Genomic DNA, 14,834 nt, shown 5'->3' with positions numbered 1-14,834 from the left:
CTACCGGTTCATCAACTCCTCGATCTCATCCGCCTCGATCGGAATATCAGCCATCAGATCAAGGTTCGACTTCTTCCCGATCACCACATCGTTCTCAAGACGCACGCCCAGACCCTCCTCCCGAATATAAATCCCCGGCTCGATGGTAAACACCATCCCCTCCGCAAACGGCTCGTGCGGCGGAGCCACATCGTGGACGTCCAGGCCCATGTGGTGGGAAGTACCATGCATGAAGTACTTCTTCACCAGCGCCTTGTCAGGCCCTTGCTCCTTCGCCTCCTTGGCACCGATCAGTCCGAGATGGACCAGCTCCGCTTCCATCAGCTCGATCACCTGCTTTTGATACTCCAGCGGCGTGTTGCCTGGACGCAGGATCTCGTTCGCCCCGCGGAAAACACGCAGCACCGAGTTGTAAACATCACGCTGGCGGGCAGTGAAGCGCCCGTTGACCGGGATCGTGCGGGTCAGATCGGAAGCCCAGCCGGCATACTCAGCGGCCACGTCCAGCAGCAGCATGTCGCCATCCTTGCAGACCTTGGAGTTTTCGACGTAGTGCAGCACGCAGGCATTCGCCCCGCTGCCGATGATCGGCCCGTAGGCAAAGCCGCGCGAACCACGGCGCACGAACTCGTGCAGCAGCTCCGCCTCGACTTCCCACTCGCCCACCCCCGGCTTCACGAAGCCTAACAGACGACGGAAACCCGCCTCGGTGATCTTACAAGCCTTCTGGATGATATCGACCTCGATGGGATCCTTGGTGATCCGCAGGCGATGCATCAGCGGAGCGAGCCGCTCATAGCGGTGCAGCGGGTAGCGCGACTGGCACTTCTTGATGAAGCGGTCATTCGCCGTCTCCACCACCGTGGTGGCGCGCAGGTGCTCGTTGGTCGCGAGGTAGATGTGATCCGCCTGCGGGATGAGTCGGTGCAACCACGCTTCGAAGCTGTGGCTCCACTCGATGCGTTCGACGCCGGTGGCCGCCTTCGCCTGGTCCTTGGAAAGTTTATCGCCGTCCCAGATCGCGATCAGCTCGCTGGTTTCCTTCACGAACAGCATCTCCCGCTCCTTCGGATCCTTCGCGTCCGGCATCAGCACCAGCATCGTTTCTTCCTGATCGACGCCCGTGAGGTAGAAGAGATCGGCGTTCTGCTTGAAGGCCATCGACCCGTCGGCATTGGTCGGGTAGATGTCGTTCGCCAGCACGATGACGATGCTATTCGGCTTCAGCAGGGCGCGGAGATTCTCGCGATTGCGGACGAAGAGCTGGGGATCGATGGGTTCGTAGCGCACGACCGGACTCCAGCGGATGCCCGCGCGCGCCGCAACGCCATTCCCTCAGCCCGCCGAATTCTTGGCGAAAGCTACGGAATCGGCGCGTCGAATGGCCAATCCGGGAGAGAACTCTCACTTCAGCGCCCACACACCTCGAACCAAACCCCAGCGACCGCGTAGCGGTCAAGGGACGGTAGCCACGGGCTTCAGCCCCTAGTTCGGCCGCGTCCGCCATGGTGTCGCGTCGCGACACAGGAACACGATCTCGGCGGACCGCTTTGAGAAGAAACGCCGCCCCATGGTTGGCTCAACCCCCGCGCCAATTCAGCTTCTGCCGCACGGCCTCGTAAAAGGAGTGCCCGGACAGCCGCAGCAAATTGAGCACATGGGCCGCTTTCCTCACCTCGATCCGGTCGCCGTGGTGAATGGTGATGCAGTCGCGGCCATCGACCGTGAACAGCATCGGCGCCTCGTCCGCGTTCTGCGGCCTCAACTCCACGGTCACGTGATCGCCAACGACCAGCGAACACTGGCTCAGCGTGTGCGGACAAATCGGCGTGATCACGAAGGCCGCCGCCGCCGGGCTGATCAGCGGGCCGCCGGCAGACAGCGAGTAAGCGGTGGAGCCGGTCGGTGTGGCGACGATCAAGCCATCCGCCCGGTAGCTGTTGAGAAGATCGCCATCGACAAAGGCGGAGAGCGACACCAGCCGGCCGGTCTGGCCGCGAGCTAGCACCACCTCGTTCAGGGCGCGGAAGTCCTTTTCACTACCATCGACGCTGCGGACTTTGGCGGCCAAAAGCGTGCGGCGGCTGGTGGTATACTCGCCGGAAAGCAGCGCGTCGGCGAACACCTCGACCTCGTCGTCCGTGCAACTCGTGAGGAAACCGAGCGTGCCGATGTTGATGCCGGCGACCGGTTTGTCCGTGGGACCGAGCTTCGCGACGGCATTGAGCATGGTCCCGTCGCCACCGAGCACGGCAATCACGTCGGAGGCGGCGGCCAGGTCCGGGCCATCCATGCCGCCCGGTACCCCGCACAACGCCGCAGCTTCCCTCTCCAACAGCGTGCCAATCCGCCTCAGCGAGAGCGCGCCCATCAGGCGATCCAAGGCAATCCGCGCTCCTTCTTTCTGTGGGTTGGCGATAATGCCGACGGTCATGTCCGCTCTTCTAACGGCGGACGCCCCGCACCGCAAGGAGTCTCCATTCCTTAACTTGCCCGCTCCCGCCGCGCTTGGCAGAGTCGCGGCGTGGAAGGAGACAGCTCGCGGCGCCCCCTGAAATCCCGCTCGGCCGAATGGGCCGTCGTGCTGGCAAAGTCCCTCACTGCGAAAGGCGTCACCCCCAATGCCATCTCCGCCTTCAGCGTGGTGGCGGCCGCCGGGGGAGGACTTGCCTTCCTGGCCGCCGGAAATGGCTCGCTCGACTGGAAAGGCGGCTGGCTCGCCGGCGCGGCCTGCATCCAGCTCCGCCTCATCTGCAACCTCATGGATGGCATGGTGGCCATCGAAGGAGGCAAGAAGAGCCCCACCGGCGACCTGTGGAACGAACTCCCCGACCGGTTCGCCGACACCATCCTGCTGGCCTGCGCCGCGTGGGCGGTAGGTTCGCCATGGGTCGGCGCTCTTGCAGCTTGGGCCTCGGTGATGACGGCCTATGTCCGCGCCTCGGGAGCCGCCTTGGTCGGCACCCACGACTTTTGCGGCCCGTTCGCCAAGCCCCAGCGGATGGCGGCGCTGACGGTCGCCGCCTTGGTCACCGCCGCCGAACCGCTCTGGAAGGGACACGGGCAGGTCATGAAGATCGCCATCATGATCATCGCCGCGGGCACTTGCGTGACCATCATCCGCCGCGTGATGCGCCTATCCGCAAAGCTCAAGGAGGCCCGCCCATGACCGGCACTGTGCTGGCATTCGTCATACGCCTGGCAACCGGAGTCCGGCTGCTCGGCGATCTGCCGGAGGACGGCAAGCGGCGCATCTATTTCGCCAATCACTCGTCGCATCTCGATTTCGTCGTCATCTGGGCGGCCCTGCCTGGCCGGCAACGCTCATGGACCCGGCCGGTCGCGGCCGCGGAGTATTGGGAAAAGACCCCGCTGCGACGTTGGCTGGCCAGCCGCATCTTCAAGGCAGTGCTCATTCCCCGCGACCTCGCGAGGATGCGGACGGAAGACCCGCTCGGCAAAATGTTAGAAGCGCTCGACGCAGGTGCGGACCTGATCGTTTTCCCCGAAGGAACCCGCAGCGACACCGGTGCCGTCGCCGCCTTCAAGCCCGGGCTCCATCACCTCGCCACCAAGCGGCCTGACGCGCTGCTCATGCCCGTCTTCCTCGAAAACCTCAGCCGCATCCTGCCCAAGGGCGAACTGCTGCCCCTGCCGCTGATGGGACAGGCGGTCTTCGGCGAACCGATACCGGGACCGGTGGAAGGCGAATGCAAGGCCGCCTTTCTGAAACGTGCCCGCGAATCCATGATGTGCCTCTCCCACGGTCATCTCCTCCCCGCTCCCGCTTCTGATGAAGGATCCTGAACTTCTCTACCTCGTCGGCGGTGTGGTGGCCGTGCTGATCGTCGCCACCCTGATCACCAAGCTCCTGATCCGGAAATCCGGTGAGACGCCGGTGCTGGTGAACCTCCGCCAGCGGGTCAACGCGTGGTGGTGGATGATGGTCGTATTCTGTTCCTCGCTGGCGCTCGGACGCGGCGGCGTCTTCGGCTTCTACGCGCTGCTGTCGTTCCTGGCCCTGCGCGAATTCATCACACTGTCCCCCACTCCGCGGGGCGACCATCGCACGCTGACCTGGGTGTTCTTCCTGATCCTGCCGCTGCACTTCGTTTTCGCCGGAGCCCCGTGGTACGGCATGTTCCTGATCTGGATCCCGGTTTACGCCTTCGTCTTCATCCCGATCCGCAGCGCACTGGCCGGTGATACCGAGCGCTTCCTGGAACGGACCGCGCGCATCCAGTGGGGCGTGCTCACTTGCGTCTATTTCCTCAGCCACCTGCCGATGCTGCTCTACTTGCCGATCCCGGGTTACCAGCAGGAGGAGAATGCCAAGCTGCTCTTCTTCGTGGTGCTCGTCACCCAGCTCAGCGACGTGATGCAGTACGTCTTCGGGAAGCTCTTCGGGAAAACCAAGATCGCCCCGAAAGTCAGCCCCTCGAAGACCCGCGAAGGACTGCTCTACGGCGGTGCGGCAGCCACGCTCATCGGCACCTCGCTATGGTGGGCCACACCTTTCTCTCCGGCGGTGGCCGCGGGCATGTCCGCCCTGCTGGTAGCCGCGGGCTTTTTCGGCGGGCTGGTCATGTCGGCGGTGAAACGCTCGCTCGGTGCCAAGGACTGGGGCCGCGGCATTCCCGGCCATGGCGGGGTGCTGGACCGGCTGGATTCGCTGCTTTTCGCCGGGCCGCTGTTCTTCCACGTCACTGGCTATTATTTCGGCACCAACATGAACACCGCCTACAGCCAGCCGCAATGGATGCACGACGCCCTGCGGCTGTGGATGGGCGGCTGATTTTGATGGCTGGCAAAATCCTCGTCAGGCTGGCACCCACGCCCTACCCATTCCTTCGTGCGGCACGTTGCGGTCATCGTTGAAACTTCCACCCAATACGGGCGCAATCTGATCCGGGGCATTGCCCGGTTCGGCCGCCTGCATGACTGGCAGATCCATTTTGAATATCGCGGGAAGACCGCGGCCGAACCGGACTGGCTGGCCGATTTCAAGGGCGATGGCGTGATCACCACCAGTCCTGACCAGCAGCACTCGCGCGCGCTGCGCAAGCAGGGCATGCCGGTCTTCGACTTGCAGAGCACCTTGCTCGATCCCGCCGGCGAGCACCTGATTGTCGATAGCGATCACCGCGCGGTCGGCAAGATGGCCGCGGAGCACTTCATCGAGAAGGGCCACCGCCACTTCGCCTTCCTCGGCTACAGCGACCACAATGTTTCCCGAGAGCGCGAAATCGGTTTCACCGACGCCCTGTCTGCCCGCGGCCACAAGCCGCGGCGCCATCACACCCCGGAGCGCAAGGCCCGCAGCTTCGAGTCGCTGCAGAAGGGCGACCTCGCCTTCATCGAATCACTGCCGAAGCCGTGCGCGCTCTTTTGCTGCTGGGATGAAGTCGCGTTCCGTGCCGTGCAGTCGGCGATCGAGCTCCAGATTGCGGTGCCCGAAGACCTCGCGGTGCTCGGCGTGGATAACGATCCCGTCTTCTCAAGCACCTCCCGCATTCCTCTTTCCAGCATCGACCCGGACATCATCCGCATGGGCTTCCTCGCCGCCTCATGGCTGGCCGAGTTGATGGCCGGAAAAGAGCTGAAGCAGATCAAGCTCGAGCGCCTCGTCCCGCCCAAGGGTCTGGTGATCCGCCAGTCAACCGCACTCGATGCGATCGAGGATCCGGTGGTGCGCCGCTTTCTTGAGCTGCTCCGCCAACAAAAACCGGGCCTGCTCAGCATCGAGGAACTCTCACGCGACTGCCACGTTTCGCGTCGTTTGTTAGAGCAGCGGGTCAAGGCGGCCACCGGCAAGACGCCGCGGCAATTGCTGAGCCAGACCTTGGTGGAAGGCATCCAGCGGTTCCTTTCGCAGACCGACTACACCTTGGCTCACATCGCGGATTTGCTCGGCTTCGAGCATGCGGAACGGCTCAGCCATCTTTTTCGCAGACAGACCGGCAAGACCCCGGGGGAATACCGTAAATCCACGGGGGTATAGCGGTATTTACATCTGCGCATAATCGCAAGTCAGGTTCCCGTCTTCATAATGTAGGGCAAGCAGTTCGAGGTTACTTTGGCGTCACCCGTTGGGAGCACCCCTCCCAGATCCACGACCTCGTCAAAGACCTCGAACCAAATAAAGCCATGTCCGTTCCTTCCGCCATCTCGTTCCCCGTGAACTCCGGCTCGACTCAGCAAACCGGCACCCGCCGCTAAGCAGAGCTCGCCCCCTCCCACTTTCCAAACGCCGTTCCCTTCGCCGAGGGAACGGCGTTTTTCTTTTCCGGTCAGGCGGGTTTGGCGATGAATCCCAACCAGACGACCTTCTTCGTCCCAACGGGACGGCTGATAATAGACTGGCACGAAGTGCCAGCTCAGCCGACCCGGCTCGTCGTGTCCCAAACGGGACACCTCATGCGGCTGGCGGCGATCTGTCAGACAGGCTCCGAAGCCGTGGCCCGAGCGCTTTGCGCAGGTCCCGCGCGTGCCAGGAACCAGCCTGGACAACTTGCTCCGCCCGTCCGCGCACTCCTCCCCGCATAAGGCGTCCCGTTGGGACGCGATCAACGAGCCTTGCCCCCCGGCCACTTCGTGCCGGGCTTTTATGAATCGTCTCGTTGGGACGAAGGGCAGCCGCCTCGGACCAAGCCGCCGCCCATCCCATCCGTCCTAGCACATCTTGTTCTCTGTGCAGCCCGTCCATCGGCGGTTGACCTTTCTTCCAAAGACCACTCAGCAAACCTGACGGAGACCCCTTCTTTCCCCTTCAGGAACCCAAAAATGGCTCCACCTCCAGAAAATCCTGCCCGTGGATGATCTCCGCCAGGATCGGCACCCCGGTCAGTTGCTCGATCATTCCCTTGTTCGTGATCGCCGCCGTGTCCAGTTCGTCCGCCAGGTGGTTGATCACCAGTCCCGCAATCTCCAACCCACGCGAACGAATCGCGTCCACCGTGAGAATCGTGTGATTGAGCGCCCCCAAGCGGTTGCCCACCACAATGATCACCGGCAGTCCCAGATCCGTGGCAAAATCCGCCATGTCATACCCCTCGGCGAGCGGCACGCGCCAGCCGCCGACGCCTTCGACGATTCCCCGGGCGTGACTCGCGAGGAAATCCCTCGTCGCCATCAGCAGCGCCGCCGGATCCACCGGCCGATTTTCCAGCATCCCGGCAACCAATGGAGCAACCGCCGCCTTCAGCCACACCGGATTCACCTGATCCAGCTCCAGCCCTCCGGAAGCGGCAGCCAGTTTCACCGCATCATCGCGATCGCCACAGCAGACGGGTTTGAAGCCAGCCGCGTCGATCCCCTCGGCGCGCAGCGCCTCCACGAGGAGGCAGGAAAAACGGGTCTTGCCCGCGCCGGTGTCAGTGCCGGTGACGAAGTAGCTCACGCCGCAGCCGTGGCCGCACGCGGCGGCGCGGTCAAGGCGGATCCTCTCCCTGGTCGGGCGGGAGGTTGGAAGGGCTGGTCCCTGGCCCGAACCAATCGACCTGCTTGCCCAAGTGTTCCTTAATCAGAAACCAGATCGCGGTCGCCAGAAGCAGCGACACGATCTTTGGGATCAGGTTCTTTCGAAACGCCTTTTTCATTGTTGTCGTCGGTGGCGAGGAAGATTTCGGCCATCCGGGTGCGGAATTTTTCTTCACCCAGGTTCCGCTCCAAGTGGCCGTCCATGCAGATGGATATCGCGCCCGTCTCCTCACTGACGGCCACGGCCACGCAGTCGCTTTCCTCGGTCACGCCGATCGCCGCGCGGTGGCGCAGGCCGATCGAGCGGTCGGCGAGCTCGCGCTGGCTGACCGGAAACACACACGCGGCGGAGGTCACTTTCTTGTTAGAAATGACCATCCCCCCGTCATGCAGCGGGGACTTCGGGAAAAACACGGTCATCGACAGCTCCGGCGAGAAGTCCGCATTCAGCATCACGCCGGTCTCCTCGTAGGGCTTGAGCGTGATGTCGCGCTCGATCGCGAACAGCGCCCCGATGCGCTTTTTCGACAACGCCACTACCGAGTCCTCGAAGACCTCCAGGAAATCGAGCTGGCTCTTGTTTGAGAACGAAAACAGGCGGCTGCTACCCAGCTTGGCCAGCGCGTTGCGTAGCTCCGGCTGGAAGATGATCGGCACCGCGAAGACGAGCAGGATTGCCGCGCGGGTGACCAACCACGTGATCACCTCGAACTCGAACAGCCGCAGCAACAGCGTGATCGCCACCAGGATGACCACCAGGCCGACCAGAATACGGGCGCCCCGGGTCGCCCGAAACGCCCGGAAAATCTGATAGATGGCGATCGCCAGGATCAGAATTTCGATCCCGTCGCGCCAATGATCCCTGACAAAGTCCCACGCCATCGCGATCGGGATACTACGCCGGGGCGCGCCACACTGTCATTTGCTTTTCCGTGCGAGCGGAAATGAGGCGCGGTTTACCAGCCACCCGGGCCGTAGTAAGGACGACCGTAGTAGTAGCCGCCGCCGTGGTAGTGATGGTGATCATTGTGCTCGCCGATGGCATAGCCCACGGCCGCCGCACCGAGGGCGATCGCCGCCGCAGCACCGGGATCGACGGTCTGGACCGGCCGGCCATAGGCGTCGTAGGTGGTCATGCAGGAGGTTCCGGCAAGGGCGAGGATCAGGGCGGAGGCTTTGAGCGGGATCGCTTTCATGTCGTTCGCTGGGTCAGACGGATGTTCTCACAAAAGATTCACCGGGAGAATCCGAAATTCCGCCGTGCAGGATTGCCTCGGTCATCCGGAGCGCCTGCGCATTCGGCAGGACCTCGTGGACCCGGTGGATCATCACCCCCGCCTCGCGTGCCCAAGCCGTGATCGCGACCGTCGGCCACGAACGATCCGCCAGAGCTTCGCTGCCGAGCACCCGGCCAATGAAGGATTTCCGCGACACCCCGAGCAGCAGCGGACGGCCGCCGATTCCAAGGTCCGGCAAAGCCCGCAGCAGCGAGAGATTGTGCGCCACCGTCTTGCCGAAGCCGATCCCGGGGTCGAAACAGATCGCTTCCGCATCCATGCCCGCCGCCGTCAGAGCGGCCAGGCGCTCCTCGAAAAATGCCTGCACCTCGGTCACCACGTCATCGTAACGCGGGGCCTTTTGCATCGTCCTCGGATCCCCCTGCATGTGCATCACCACCACCCCGCAGCCGCCTGCCACACAGACACGAACCATTTCCGGATCGGCGGTCAGGCCGCTCACGTCATTGACGATGTCCGCACCCGCTTCCAGCGCCGCCGCGGCCACCCCGGCCTTCATGGTATCGATGGAAATCAGCCCGTCCCACTCCCCCCGCAGCGCCGCAATCACCGGAGCCGTCCGGGCGATTTCCTCCGCAACGGCAACCTCCGCCGCCCCGGGGCGGGTCGATTCGCCGCCGATGTCGATGATCTCCGCCCCTTCCGCGATCATCTGCCGCGCGTGGTCCAAGGCCGCGCTCACACCAGCGTGCGTCCCCCCGTCGGAAAAGGAGTCCGGCGTGACATTCAGGATGCCCATGACCCCCCCCCTCCGGCTCAGATCCACCCGTGTGCGCACCGTTCTCCACCACATGACGGGCGGCAAATGGCCACTTGCAGCCCCTCCGGCCAAGCCCTAATCTCCGCGCCCATGAACCTGAAAACCCTCGTCGCCATCGCCGCCCTGTCCTGCGGCACCGCTTGGTCGGCCGTGCCCGGCCTGGAAGTGCAAGGCCCCTACGCCAGCGTGAAGACCAACAAGGATGGCTCGCGCGAGTACTTCGAGCGAACCCGTGACATGACGGTGATCACCAAAAGGACCGTCAGCGCGGAGGGCCGGGACGTGCTCAAGACCGTTTACCGTCTCAGCAAGCTGGGCAACCCCCTCACCTGCGACATTTTCGACGGCAAGGGCAAACGGCTTTTCAAATCCCGCTACGGCTACGACCCGAAGCCAGGACTGACCTACGGCAAGCTGATCGAGGAGCAAATGTTCGACGCCATCATGAAGCGCACCGACCCGAGGAGCGGCAAGGAGATCCCGGTGCGCCGCTTCATCTACACTTACGACGCGCAGGGCAACCGCAATGCGCCGATCTCCATCACCACCATCCCCGGCAAGACCGCGGATGAAGTCTTCGGCCCCTCCGCACTGGAGTTCGACCCATTCGATGGCCGGAAGCCAGACGAGAAGGAGAAGGTCAACCCGCGCGCCAAGCCGCTCGGAAAGTAATCACCGGCGTACCTCATGAAGGCTCCGGCGCGGCTTCTGTTGATCGTGGTGATGGCACTCCCTGCCGGCTATCTTGCCTTGGCATGGTTTTCGTCGCCACCTCCGGCGTTTCCAGAGCCATCGGCGAGGCCGGCGCCGAGGTCGGCGTCGCTCGCGCCCAGCACCAGCGTGAAGACCAACAAGGACGGCTCCCGCGAATACTTCCAGCGGACCCACGATCTAACGGTCATCACGAAGAGGACCGTCAGCGCCGAAGGCCACCCACTCCTCAAGACCGTCTATCGCCTGAGCCCCAAGGGTAATCCCCTCACCTGCGACATCTTCAACGCAGAGGGCGAGCGCTTGCTGAAATGCCGCTACGGCTACCATGCCAAAGCGGGCCCGACCTATGGCAAAATGGCTGAGGTCCAGATCTTCGACGCGAAGGAAGACCGGGCCGAAGGAGATGCCTCGCCACTCCGGCGCATCGTTTACTCCTACGATGCAAACGGGGGCAGTCCCGCGCCGACGACCATCGACGTCATGTCGCCCAGTGCAACCGAGACCCTGCTGGGTGCCGCCCTCACCGGATTCAATCCCTTGACCGATTGGGAATCCGCGGCCAAGCAGGGAGCCACCCGCTGAGCCTGCTTCCGATTCTCCATGCGACCTCAAACACTTCTGCCGTGGCTGCTCGGCGCAGCCATCGGCACCGCCGGTTGGATGCAGGGCCTTCAGTGGCGCAGTGCTGCCACCGCCACCGAGACCGAAGATAGCGAAGGCAAGGTCGTCGCGCTGGAAAACGAGATCGCACTGCTCAAGCGCGAGAACGAGAGCCTTCGCTCGCTGGCCCAAGGCGGCGGTGAGGTAAAGGTGCCTCAGGAGCTGCTCGATTTCGTCGAAGACGCGCTCGGCTTCGATTTCAAAAGCAACCCGCAGGTCCACCGCATCGCCGGCGAGGAACTGCGCGACCGCATCGTCGCTTCCATCGAGGCCCGCTATGGCCCGCATGGATTGGATTCCCGGCAGCAGGCATGGGCGCTGATGGGCTTGCTCACCGCGGACGACCGCTTCGCGCCGCAGCTCGCAGCGACGAAATCCATCGGTGCTCGCTCGTGGTTCGATGAACAGGGCGGCGAAGGCTGGGTGACCGATCGCTTCGATCCTCAGGCCGTGCCCGATCAAGCCGCGCTGATCCGCGCCCTCGCCCGCATCCTCATCCACCAGCACTACCCGCCGATGCCCGGCTGGCCCGGCGATGAGGCGGCGATCTGTCGCGAAGCTCTCCACCATGGTGCCGCGATGGCCGTCGAGAACCGCTTCCTCGCCCGCCAGGCACTCGGCATCGGCTTCACCGGCTTGAAGGACAATGCCGAGGCCCGCGAGCTGATGGCCAACTTGCCCGCCTTCGTCCGTGGCATCGCCACCTTCCCCTCCGCCCTCGGCTTGCCGCGCGCGGAACGTCTGATGGATCAGGAAGAAATCATGGCCGCCCTCCACAAGCCGCCAACGATCACCGCCGACTTCTTTCCCGACCACGAGGGTCTCCAACCCTCGCCCCTCGCGCTGCCGGACACGCCCGGCAACATGCTGTTAGAAGAAAGCGCCGGCATGCTCGGCCTCCGGCTGTGGCTCGAACCGCTGGGCGAGGAGTTTTCCAAGCTGGCGGATGGCTGGCGCGGTGACCGATACCGGCTCCATGCCACCAGCGATGTCGACGTGCATCTGATCTGGGACATCCGCCTCGATTCGGAGAAGTCCGCCGACGCCTTCGCCACGGCCGCAGCCGACTTGATCTCGTCATTCGCCGGCACCGACGAACCACCGGCCATCGGCGCCGCCGTCACCACGCCCGAGGGCCGCAAGTTCACGCTGCTCCGCCCCGCTCCCGATACCGTCCGCTTGCTCAATCAAGTGCCATGATCGACGAGCCGCCGCCGTTGCCCTCCCCGCATGCGGAGCCACCTCCCCTGCCCGAGCGGAAAAAACGGCGCTGGCCTTACGCGATCCTACTGCTGGTTCCCATCGCCGCTCTCATCGCACTCTACTTGGGACCTCTCCGTGTTGAGGTCGATTTCACCGACGATGCCGGCCATGTGCCCGGCTCCTTCGAAGTCACGCTGCACTCCGGCAGATCCCAAAAGAAGGTCATGACCGAGGACGGTCGCCTCACCCTAATTCGCGGACTTTGGCGGGAAGTCGAAGTCACCGATCTCTCCTACATCCGTAGTAGTCATCCAGTTCACGGCGGCAGCATGCAGCTCGTCATCCAGCGCAATACTCTGCTCAAGCTCAAGCACGCCGCCACCGGTCAGCCGTCCGTTCCGCAAAGGGGCGACCCGGATCCGCGTGAAGATCGGGAGCGCTAAATCCCGGGAGCGCCGGTCTTGAGACTGGCATGCAAATGTAAGCGTCGGTCGATGACCGTCGGAAACTCGCGGCAACAAGCCGCATCGTGAGGCGGCTCCCGATTTCGCCCCTTCATCACGAACCAGCTAGTTCCAGGTAGACGACCGAGATGGTGCTTTCCGGAAAGCCACCGGCAACAGGGCGTGGGGCACGGCTGCTGGGCCGGGAGTGGTAATTCCTGAAACTTTTCAGGTCAGGTTTTGCGGGAAAGTGACATTTCCATTTTTGGCACCGGGAAGAGTGTCCAGAGGGCTCTCTCCTGCGTTCCGACCCAATAACAACAAAACCAGAGATCAAAACTCACCACACCGAAGTATGAAAAGATCCAGTATCGCGGCTCTCGTGACCCGCACCATCAAAGCCTCGGTTTCAGCAGGCTTGCTTCTCGCCGGGGGGCATGCCTTCGCTCAAGCCGGAGCCGGCACCTACACCCACTATACGGTCCCGTCCGCCGACAAGCCGGGCTGCACCTTGGTTTCCGTCGAACTGAAGGTGGAGTCCTTGGATACGACCGCTCTCGCCAATTCCCTGTTCTTTCCTGCGATACAGGTGAATCTCGGGAATGCGGGGGAAGGCGCACACCTCGGACCCCAACGGGTCAACTCGGTGCAGCAGAGCAACTGGGGCGGCTACTTCATCGAGTTCACCACACCGGGATACCGCTACACCCCGTTTTTCAACAGCGGTCCCTCCGTCACCAACGAGAACCAGATCTCCTCACCGCCGATGCTCTACAATCCGGCCGCCGGTGTCTCCGTGTATGTCGGGCACTTCGACCCGGGCACCTACACGCAAGTCAATAGTAGGCCCGCCTCCCATTTCAACTGGACCGTGGGGACCAACTACAAGCTGGTGGTCTATCGCGGGGGGCAAACCAACGGCTACTGGAGTTGGGAAGCCTGGATCGACAACCTCGATACCGGGGTACCCTACTTTATCGGTGCCGTGTATTCGAAGGCAAATTACATCGATTCGTCCCTGGTCTGGGTGGAGACTTCGATCACGGGATCTGCCGCCTTCGACGTGCGTTACAAGAATCCCCGGTATGTGACCAACGGGGTGCTGAAGACTCCCGCCGTCGGTTCGGTGGCCCACAGCGCGAACCCCAATGACTCCGTCGTGGCTCCGGTGGATTACACCTCGAATAACCAAAAGGAAGTCTGGCATCGCAACGGGATCCTGGTGCCGGCGACCAAATGGAAGGCCCTGGGATACGGTGACGACAACACTTGGTAAGGCACGAGAACCTGCCGGTCTGATCCCTCCGCCTTCCGCTGCCATCAAGGCCGGGAGGCGGAGGCTTGCTCAGGACTCTGGCTGAAACACTACCCGTTCATGAAGGCTGACATCAGGTTTTTTGGGGCGATCGCCCTTTTTCTCGGAGGGGGCGCCCTCTTGCAATATCGCTCGGGAACTGCGGGCGACTTCCAGCGAGGGCATTCCGATCTCACCAACCAACCGGCGGCGCGAACACACCCGCGCTTTTCCTCAAGGGTAGCGCTCCAATCCCCATCAGCCAGGCCACGTGAAGCGGTCGGATTCAATCCGCAGCGATCCGCGGCACGGATTGAAACACTGCCCGGTGTGATTCAACGGAGCGAGGCAACCCTTGAACTGGCCAGGCGATGGTCCTGCCGGGATACGGGAGCCGCTCTTGTCTGGGCCCGGCAGCTTCCCGAAGATGTCCGACGGAAAGAGGCTCTGTATCTGGTGGTCGCGGAAGTGGGTCGAAAGAACCTTGAGGCGGGCCTCGCTCTTGTCTCGGAATATGACCTTGGTAGGCCAGGCTATCGTCTGGCTGGGGATCTTGTCGCCCAGTGGGCGGAACGCGACGCTGCCGCAGCCTGGGATTGGGCGAGCAAGCATGCCAACGAAACCGGACGGGCGGACCTGTTGGGGAGGATTGCCATTGTCGTCGCTCAATCCGATCCCGAAGCCGCCGCCATGCTGATTGCCGAAGGCCAGTTTCCCGATCTGGAAGTACGGAATCAGGCAGCCATTGCCGTGATTCACAAGTGGACCCAGCGCGATCCGGATGACACGGCGAAGTGGGTTCGAGAGCTTCCGCCCGGGGCATTGCTTGAGGAGGGAGTTCAAGCCCTCGTCGAGACCTGGGCGGAAAGCGATGCACCTGCCGCCGAGCGTTGGCTTGCCTCACTCCCCGAAGGGAAAATGAAGGCCTCTGGCGAACAGGCGATGCAAGTGGTCCGGGTTGGGACCCGCTGAGAGATCGGTGA

16 protein-coding genes are annotated in these 14,834 nt (G+C 63.2%); 10 read left to right on the top strand and 6 right to left on the bottom strand.

The features are described from left to right. Together OKA05_RS17395 and OKA05_RS17390 are read right to left on the bottom strand one after the other, a co-directional pair. Positions 1-1,290, bottom strand: a complete 1,290-nt coding sequence (locus tag OKA05_RS17395) for an aminopeptidase P N-terminal domain-containing protein (protein WP_264488451.1) — start codon at positions 1,288-1,290, stop codon at positions 1-3. Positions 1,291-1,579: 289 nt separating this feature from the next. Beyond that, complete coding sequence (locus tag OKA05_RS17390) at positions 1,580-2,434, bottom strand: NAD(+)/NADH kinase (protein ID WP_264488450.1); 855 nt, start codon at positions 2,432-2,434, stop codon at positions 1,580-1,582. A gap of 147 nt (positions 2,435-2,581) precedes the next feature. On the opposite strand from OKA05_RS17390, the gene OKA05_RS17385 reads away from it, so the two are divergent. Genes OKA05_RS17385 through OKA05_RS17370 form a run of 4 tightly spaced genes read left to right on the top strand, consistent with a single transcriptional unit; the run spans position 2,582 to position 6,001 of the window. Further along, on the top strand, positions 2,582-3,169 hold the full coding sequence (locus tag OKA05_RS17385; RefSeq protein WP_264488449.1) for a CDP-alcohol phosphatidyltransferase family protein: 588 nt from the start codon (positions 2,582-2,584) through the stop codon (positions 3,167-3,169). Then, positions 3,166-3,807: a lysophospholipid acyltransferase family protein gene (locus OKA05_RS17380; protein ID WP_264488448.1), complete on the top strand. Its 642-nt coding sequence runs from the start codon at positions 3,166-3,168 to the stop codon at positions 3,805-3,807. Before OKA05_RS17385 ends, OKA05_RS17380 begins: the two co-directional genes overlap by 4 nt. Continuing rightward, positions 3,794-4,795, top strand: coding sequence for a phosphatidate cytidylyltransferase (locus OKA05_RS17375; RefSeq protein WP_264488447.1), 1,002 nt, complete (start codon positions 3,794-3,796; stop codon positions 4,793-4,795). The genes OKA05_RS17380 and OKA05_RS17375 overlap by 14 nt, the downstream gene beginning before the upstream one ends. A 57-nt stretch (positions 4,796-4,852) precedes the next feature. Next, positions 4,853-6,001 (top strand): XylR family transcriptional regulator, encoded by a 1,149-nt coding sequence (locus OKA05_RS17370; RefSeq protein ID WP_264488446.1) that lies wholly within the window; start codon positions 4,853-4,855, stop codon positions 5,999-6,001. 768 nt (positions 6,002-6,769) lie between these two features. Here the strand turns inward: OKA05_RS17370 and bioD are convergent. The 4 genes from bioD to folP all read right to left on the bottom strand — a co-directional run bounded on the left by bioD (position 6,770) and on the right by folP (position 9,516). Further along, positions 6,770-7,399 (bottom strand): dethiobiotin synthase, encoded by a 630-nt coding sequence (gene bioD, locus OKA05_RS17365; protein ID WP_264488445.1) that lies wholly within the window; start codon positions 7,397-7,399, stop codon positions 6,770-6,772. 119 nt (positions 7,400-7,518) lie between these two features. Further along, positions 7,519-8,361: a diadenylate cyclase CdaA gene (gene cdaA, locus OKA05_RS17360; protein ID WP_264488444.1), complete on the bottom strand. Its 843-nt coding sequence runs from the start codon at positions 8,359-8,361 to the stop codon at positions 7,519-7,521. A gap of 74 nt (positions 8,362-8,435) precedes the next feature. After that, positions 8,436-8,675: a hypothetical protein gene (locus OKA05_RS17355; RefSeq protein WP_264488443.1), complete on the bottom strand. Its 240-nt coding sequence runs from the start codon at positions 8,673-8,675 to the stop codon at positions 8,436-8,438. 13 nt (positions 8,676-8,688) lie between these two features. Next, the gene (gene folP, locus OKA05_RS17350) at positions 8,689-9,516 is read right to left on the bottom strand and encodes a dihydropteroate synthase (protein ID WP_264488442.1); all 828 of its coding nucleotides are present in this window, start codon (positions 9,514-9,516) and stop codon (positions 8,689-8,691) included. Positions 9,517-9,627: 111 nt separating this feature from the next. Here folP and OKA05_RS17345 point away from each other — a divergent pair, with 111 nt between their 5' ends. The 6 genes from OKA05_RS17345 to OKA05_RS17320 all read left to right on the top strand — a co-directional run bounded on the left by OKA05_RS17345 (position 9,628) and on the right by OKA05_RS17320 (position 14,823). After that, positions 9,628-10,209 (top strand): hypothetical protein, encoded by a 582-nt coding sequence (locus tag OKA05_RS17345; RefSeq protein WP_264488441.1) that lies wholly within the window; start codon positions 9,628-9,630, stop codon positions 10,207-10,209. Between the two features lie 15 nt (positions 10,210-10,224). Then, the gene (locus OKA05_RS17340) at positions 10,225-10,833 is read left to right on the top strand and encodes a hypothetical protein (protein ID WP_264488440.1); all 609 of its coding nucleotides are present in this window, start codon (positions 10,225-10,227) and stop codon (positions 10,831-10,833) included. An 18-nt stretch (positions 10,834-10,851) separates the two neighbouring features. After that, positions 10,852-12,111 (top strand): hypothetical protein, encoded by a 1,260-nt coding sequence (locus tag OKA05_RS17335; protein WP_264488439.1) that lies wholly within the window; start codon positions 10,852-10,854, stop codon positions 12,109-12,111. Then, the gene (locus tag OKA05_RS17330; protein ID WP_264488438.1) at positions 12,108-12,557 is read left to right on the top strand and encodes a hypothetical protein; all 450 of its coding nucleotides are present in this window, start codon (positions 12,108-12,110) and stop codon (positions 12,555-12,557) included. The genes OKA05_RS17335 and OKA05_RS17330 overlap by 4 nt, the downstream gene beginning before the upstream one ends. Positions 12,558-12,912: 355 nt before the next feature. Beyond that, a complete protein-coding gene (locus OKA05_RS17325; protein ID WP_264488437.1) occupies positions 12,913-13,833 on the top strand; it encodes a hypothetical protein in 921 nt (306 codons plus the stop codon). A 99-nt stretch (positions 13,834-13,932) separates the two neighbouring features. Next, positions 13,933-14,823 (top strand): hypothetical protein, encoded by an 891-nt coding sequence (locus tag OKA05_RS17320; protein ID WP_264488436.1) that lies wholly within the window; start codon positions 13,933-13,935, stop codon positions 14,821-14,823. Positions 14,824-14,834 lie beyond the last annotated feature (11 nt).

The organism is Luteolibacter arcticus (genome assembly GCF_025950235.1).
Lineage (GTDB): Bacteria > Verrucomicrobiota > Verrucomicrobiia > Verrucomicrobiales > Akkermansiaceae > Haloferula > Haloferula arctica.
Note: the sequence above shows the minus strand (reverse complement) of the source record. Positions and strands in the feature narration are given on the sequence as shown.

Bases quoted from the DNA above. Each gene is read 5' to 3' on its own strand.
- OKA05_RS17390 (WP_264488450.1), bottom strand. From the start codon at position 2,434: ATGACCGTCGGCATTATCGCCAACCCACAGAAAGAAGGAGCGCGGATT.
- OKA05_RS17380 (WP_264488448.1), top strand. From the start codon at position 3,166: ATGACCGGCACTGTGCTGGCATTCGTCATACGCCTGGCAACCGGAGTC.
- OKA05_RS17375 (WP_264488447.1), top strand. From the start codon at position 3,794: ATGAAGGATCCTGAACTTCTCTACCTCGTCGGCGGTGTGGTGGCCGTG.
- cdaA (WP_264488444.1), bottom strand. From the start codon at position 8,361: ATGGCGTGGGACTTTGTCAGGGATCATTGGCGCGACGGGATCGAAATT.
- OKA05_RS17355 (WP_264488443.1), bottom strand. From the start codon at position 8,675: ATGAAAGCGATCCCGCTCAAAGCCTCCGCCCTGATCCTCGCCCTTGCC.
- folP (WP_264488442.1), bottom strand. From the start codon at position 9,516: ATGGGCATCCTGAATGTCACGCCGGACTCCTTTTCCGACGGGGGGACG.
- OKA05_RS17345 (WP_264488441.1), top strand. From the start codon at position 9,628: ATGAACCTGAAAACCCTCGTCGCCATCGCCGCCCTGTCCTGCGGCACC.
- OKA05_RS17340 (WP_264488440.1), top strand. From the start codon at position 10,225: ATGAAGGCTCCGGCGCGGCTTCTGTTGATCGTGGTGATGGCACTCCCT.
- OKA05_RS17335 (WP_264488439.1), top strand. From the start codon at position 10,852: ATGCGACCTCAAACACTTCTGCCGTGGCTGCTCGGCGCAGCCATCGGC.
- OKA05_RS17330 (WP_264488438.1), top strand. From the start codon at position 12,108: ATGATCGACGAGCCGCCGCCGTTGCCCTCCCCGCATGCGGAGCCACCT.
- OKA05_RS17325 (WP_264488437.1), top strand. From the start codon at position 12,913: ATGAAAAGATCCAGTATCGCGGCTCTCGTGACCCGCACCATCAAAGCC.
- OKA05_RS17320 (WP_264488436.1), top strand. From the start codon at position 13,933: ATGAAGGCTGACATCAGGTTTTTTGGGGCGATCGCCCTTTTTCTCGGA.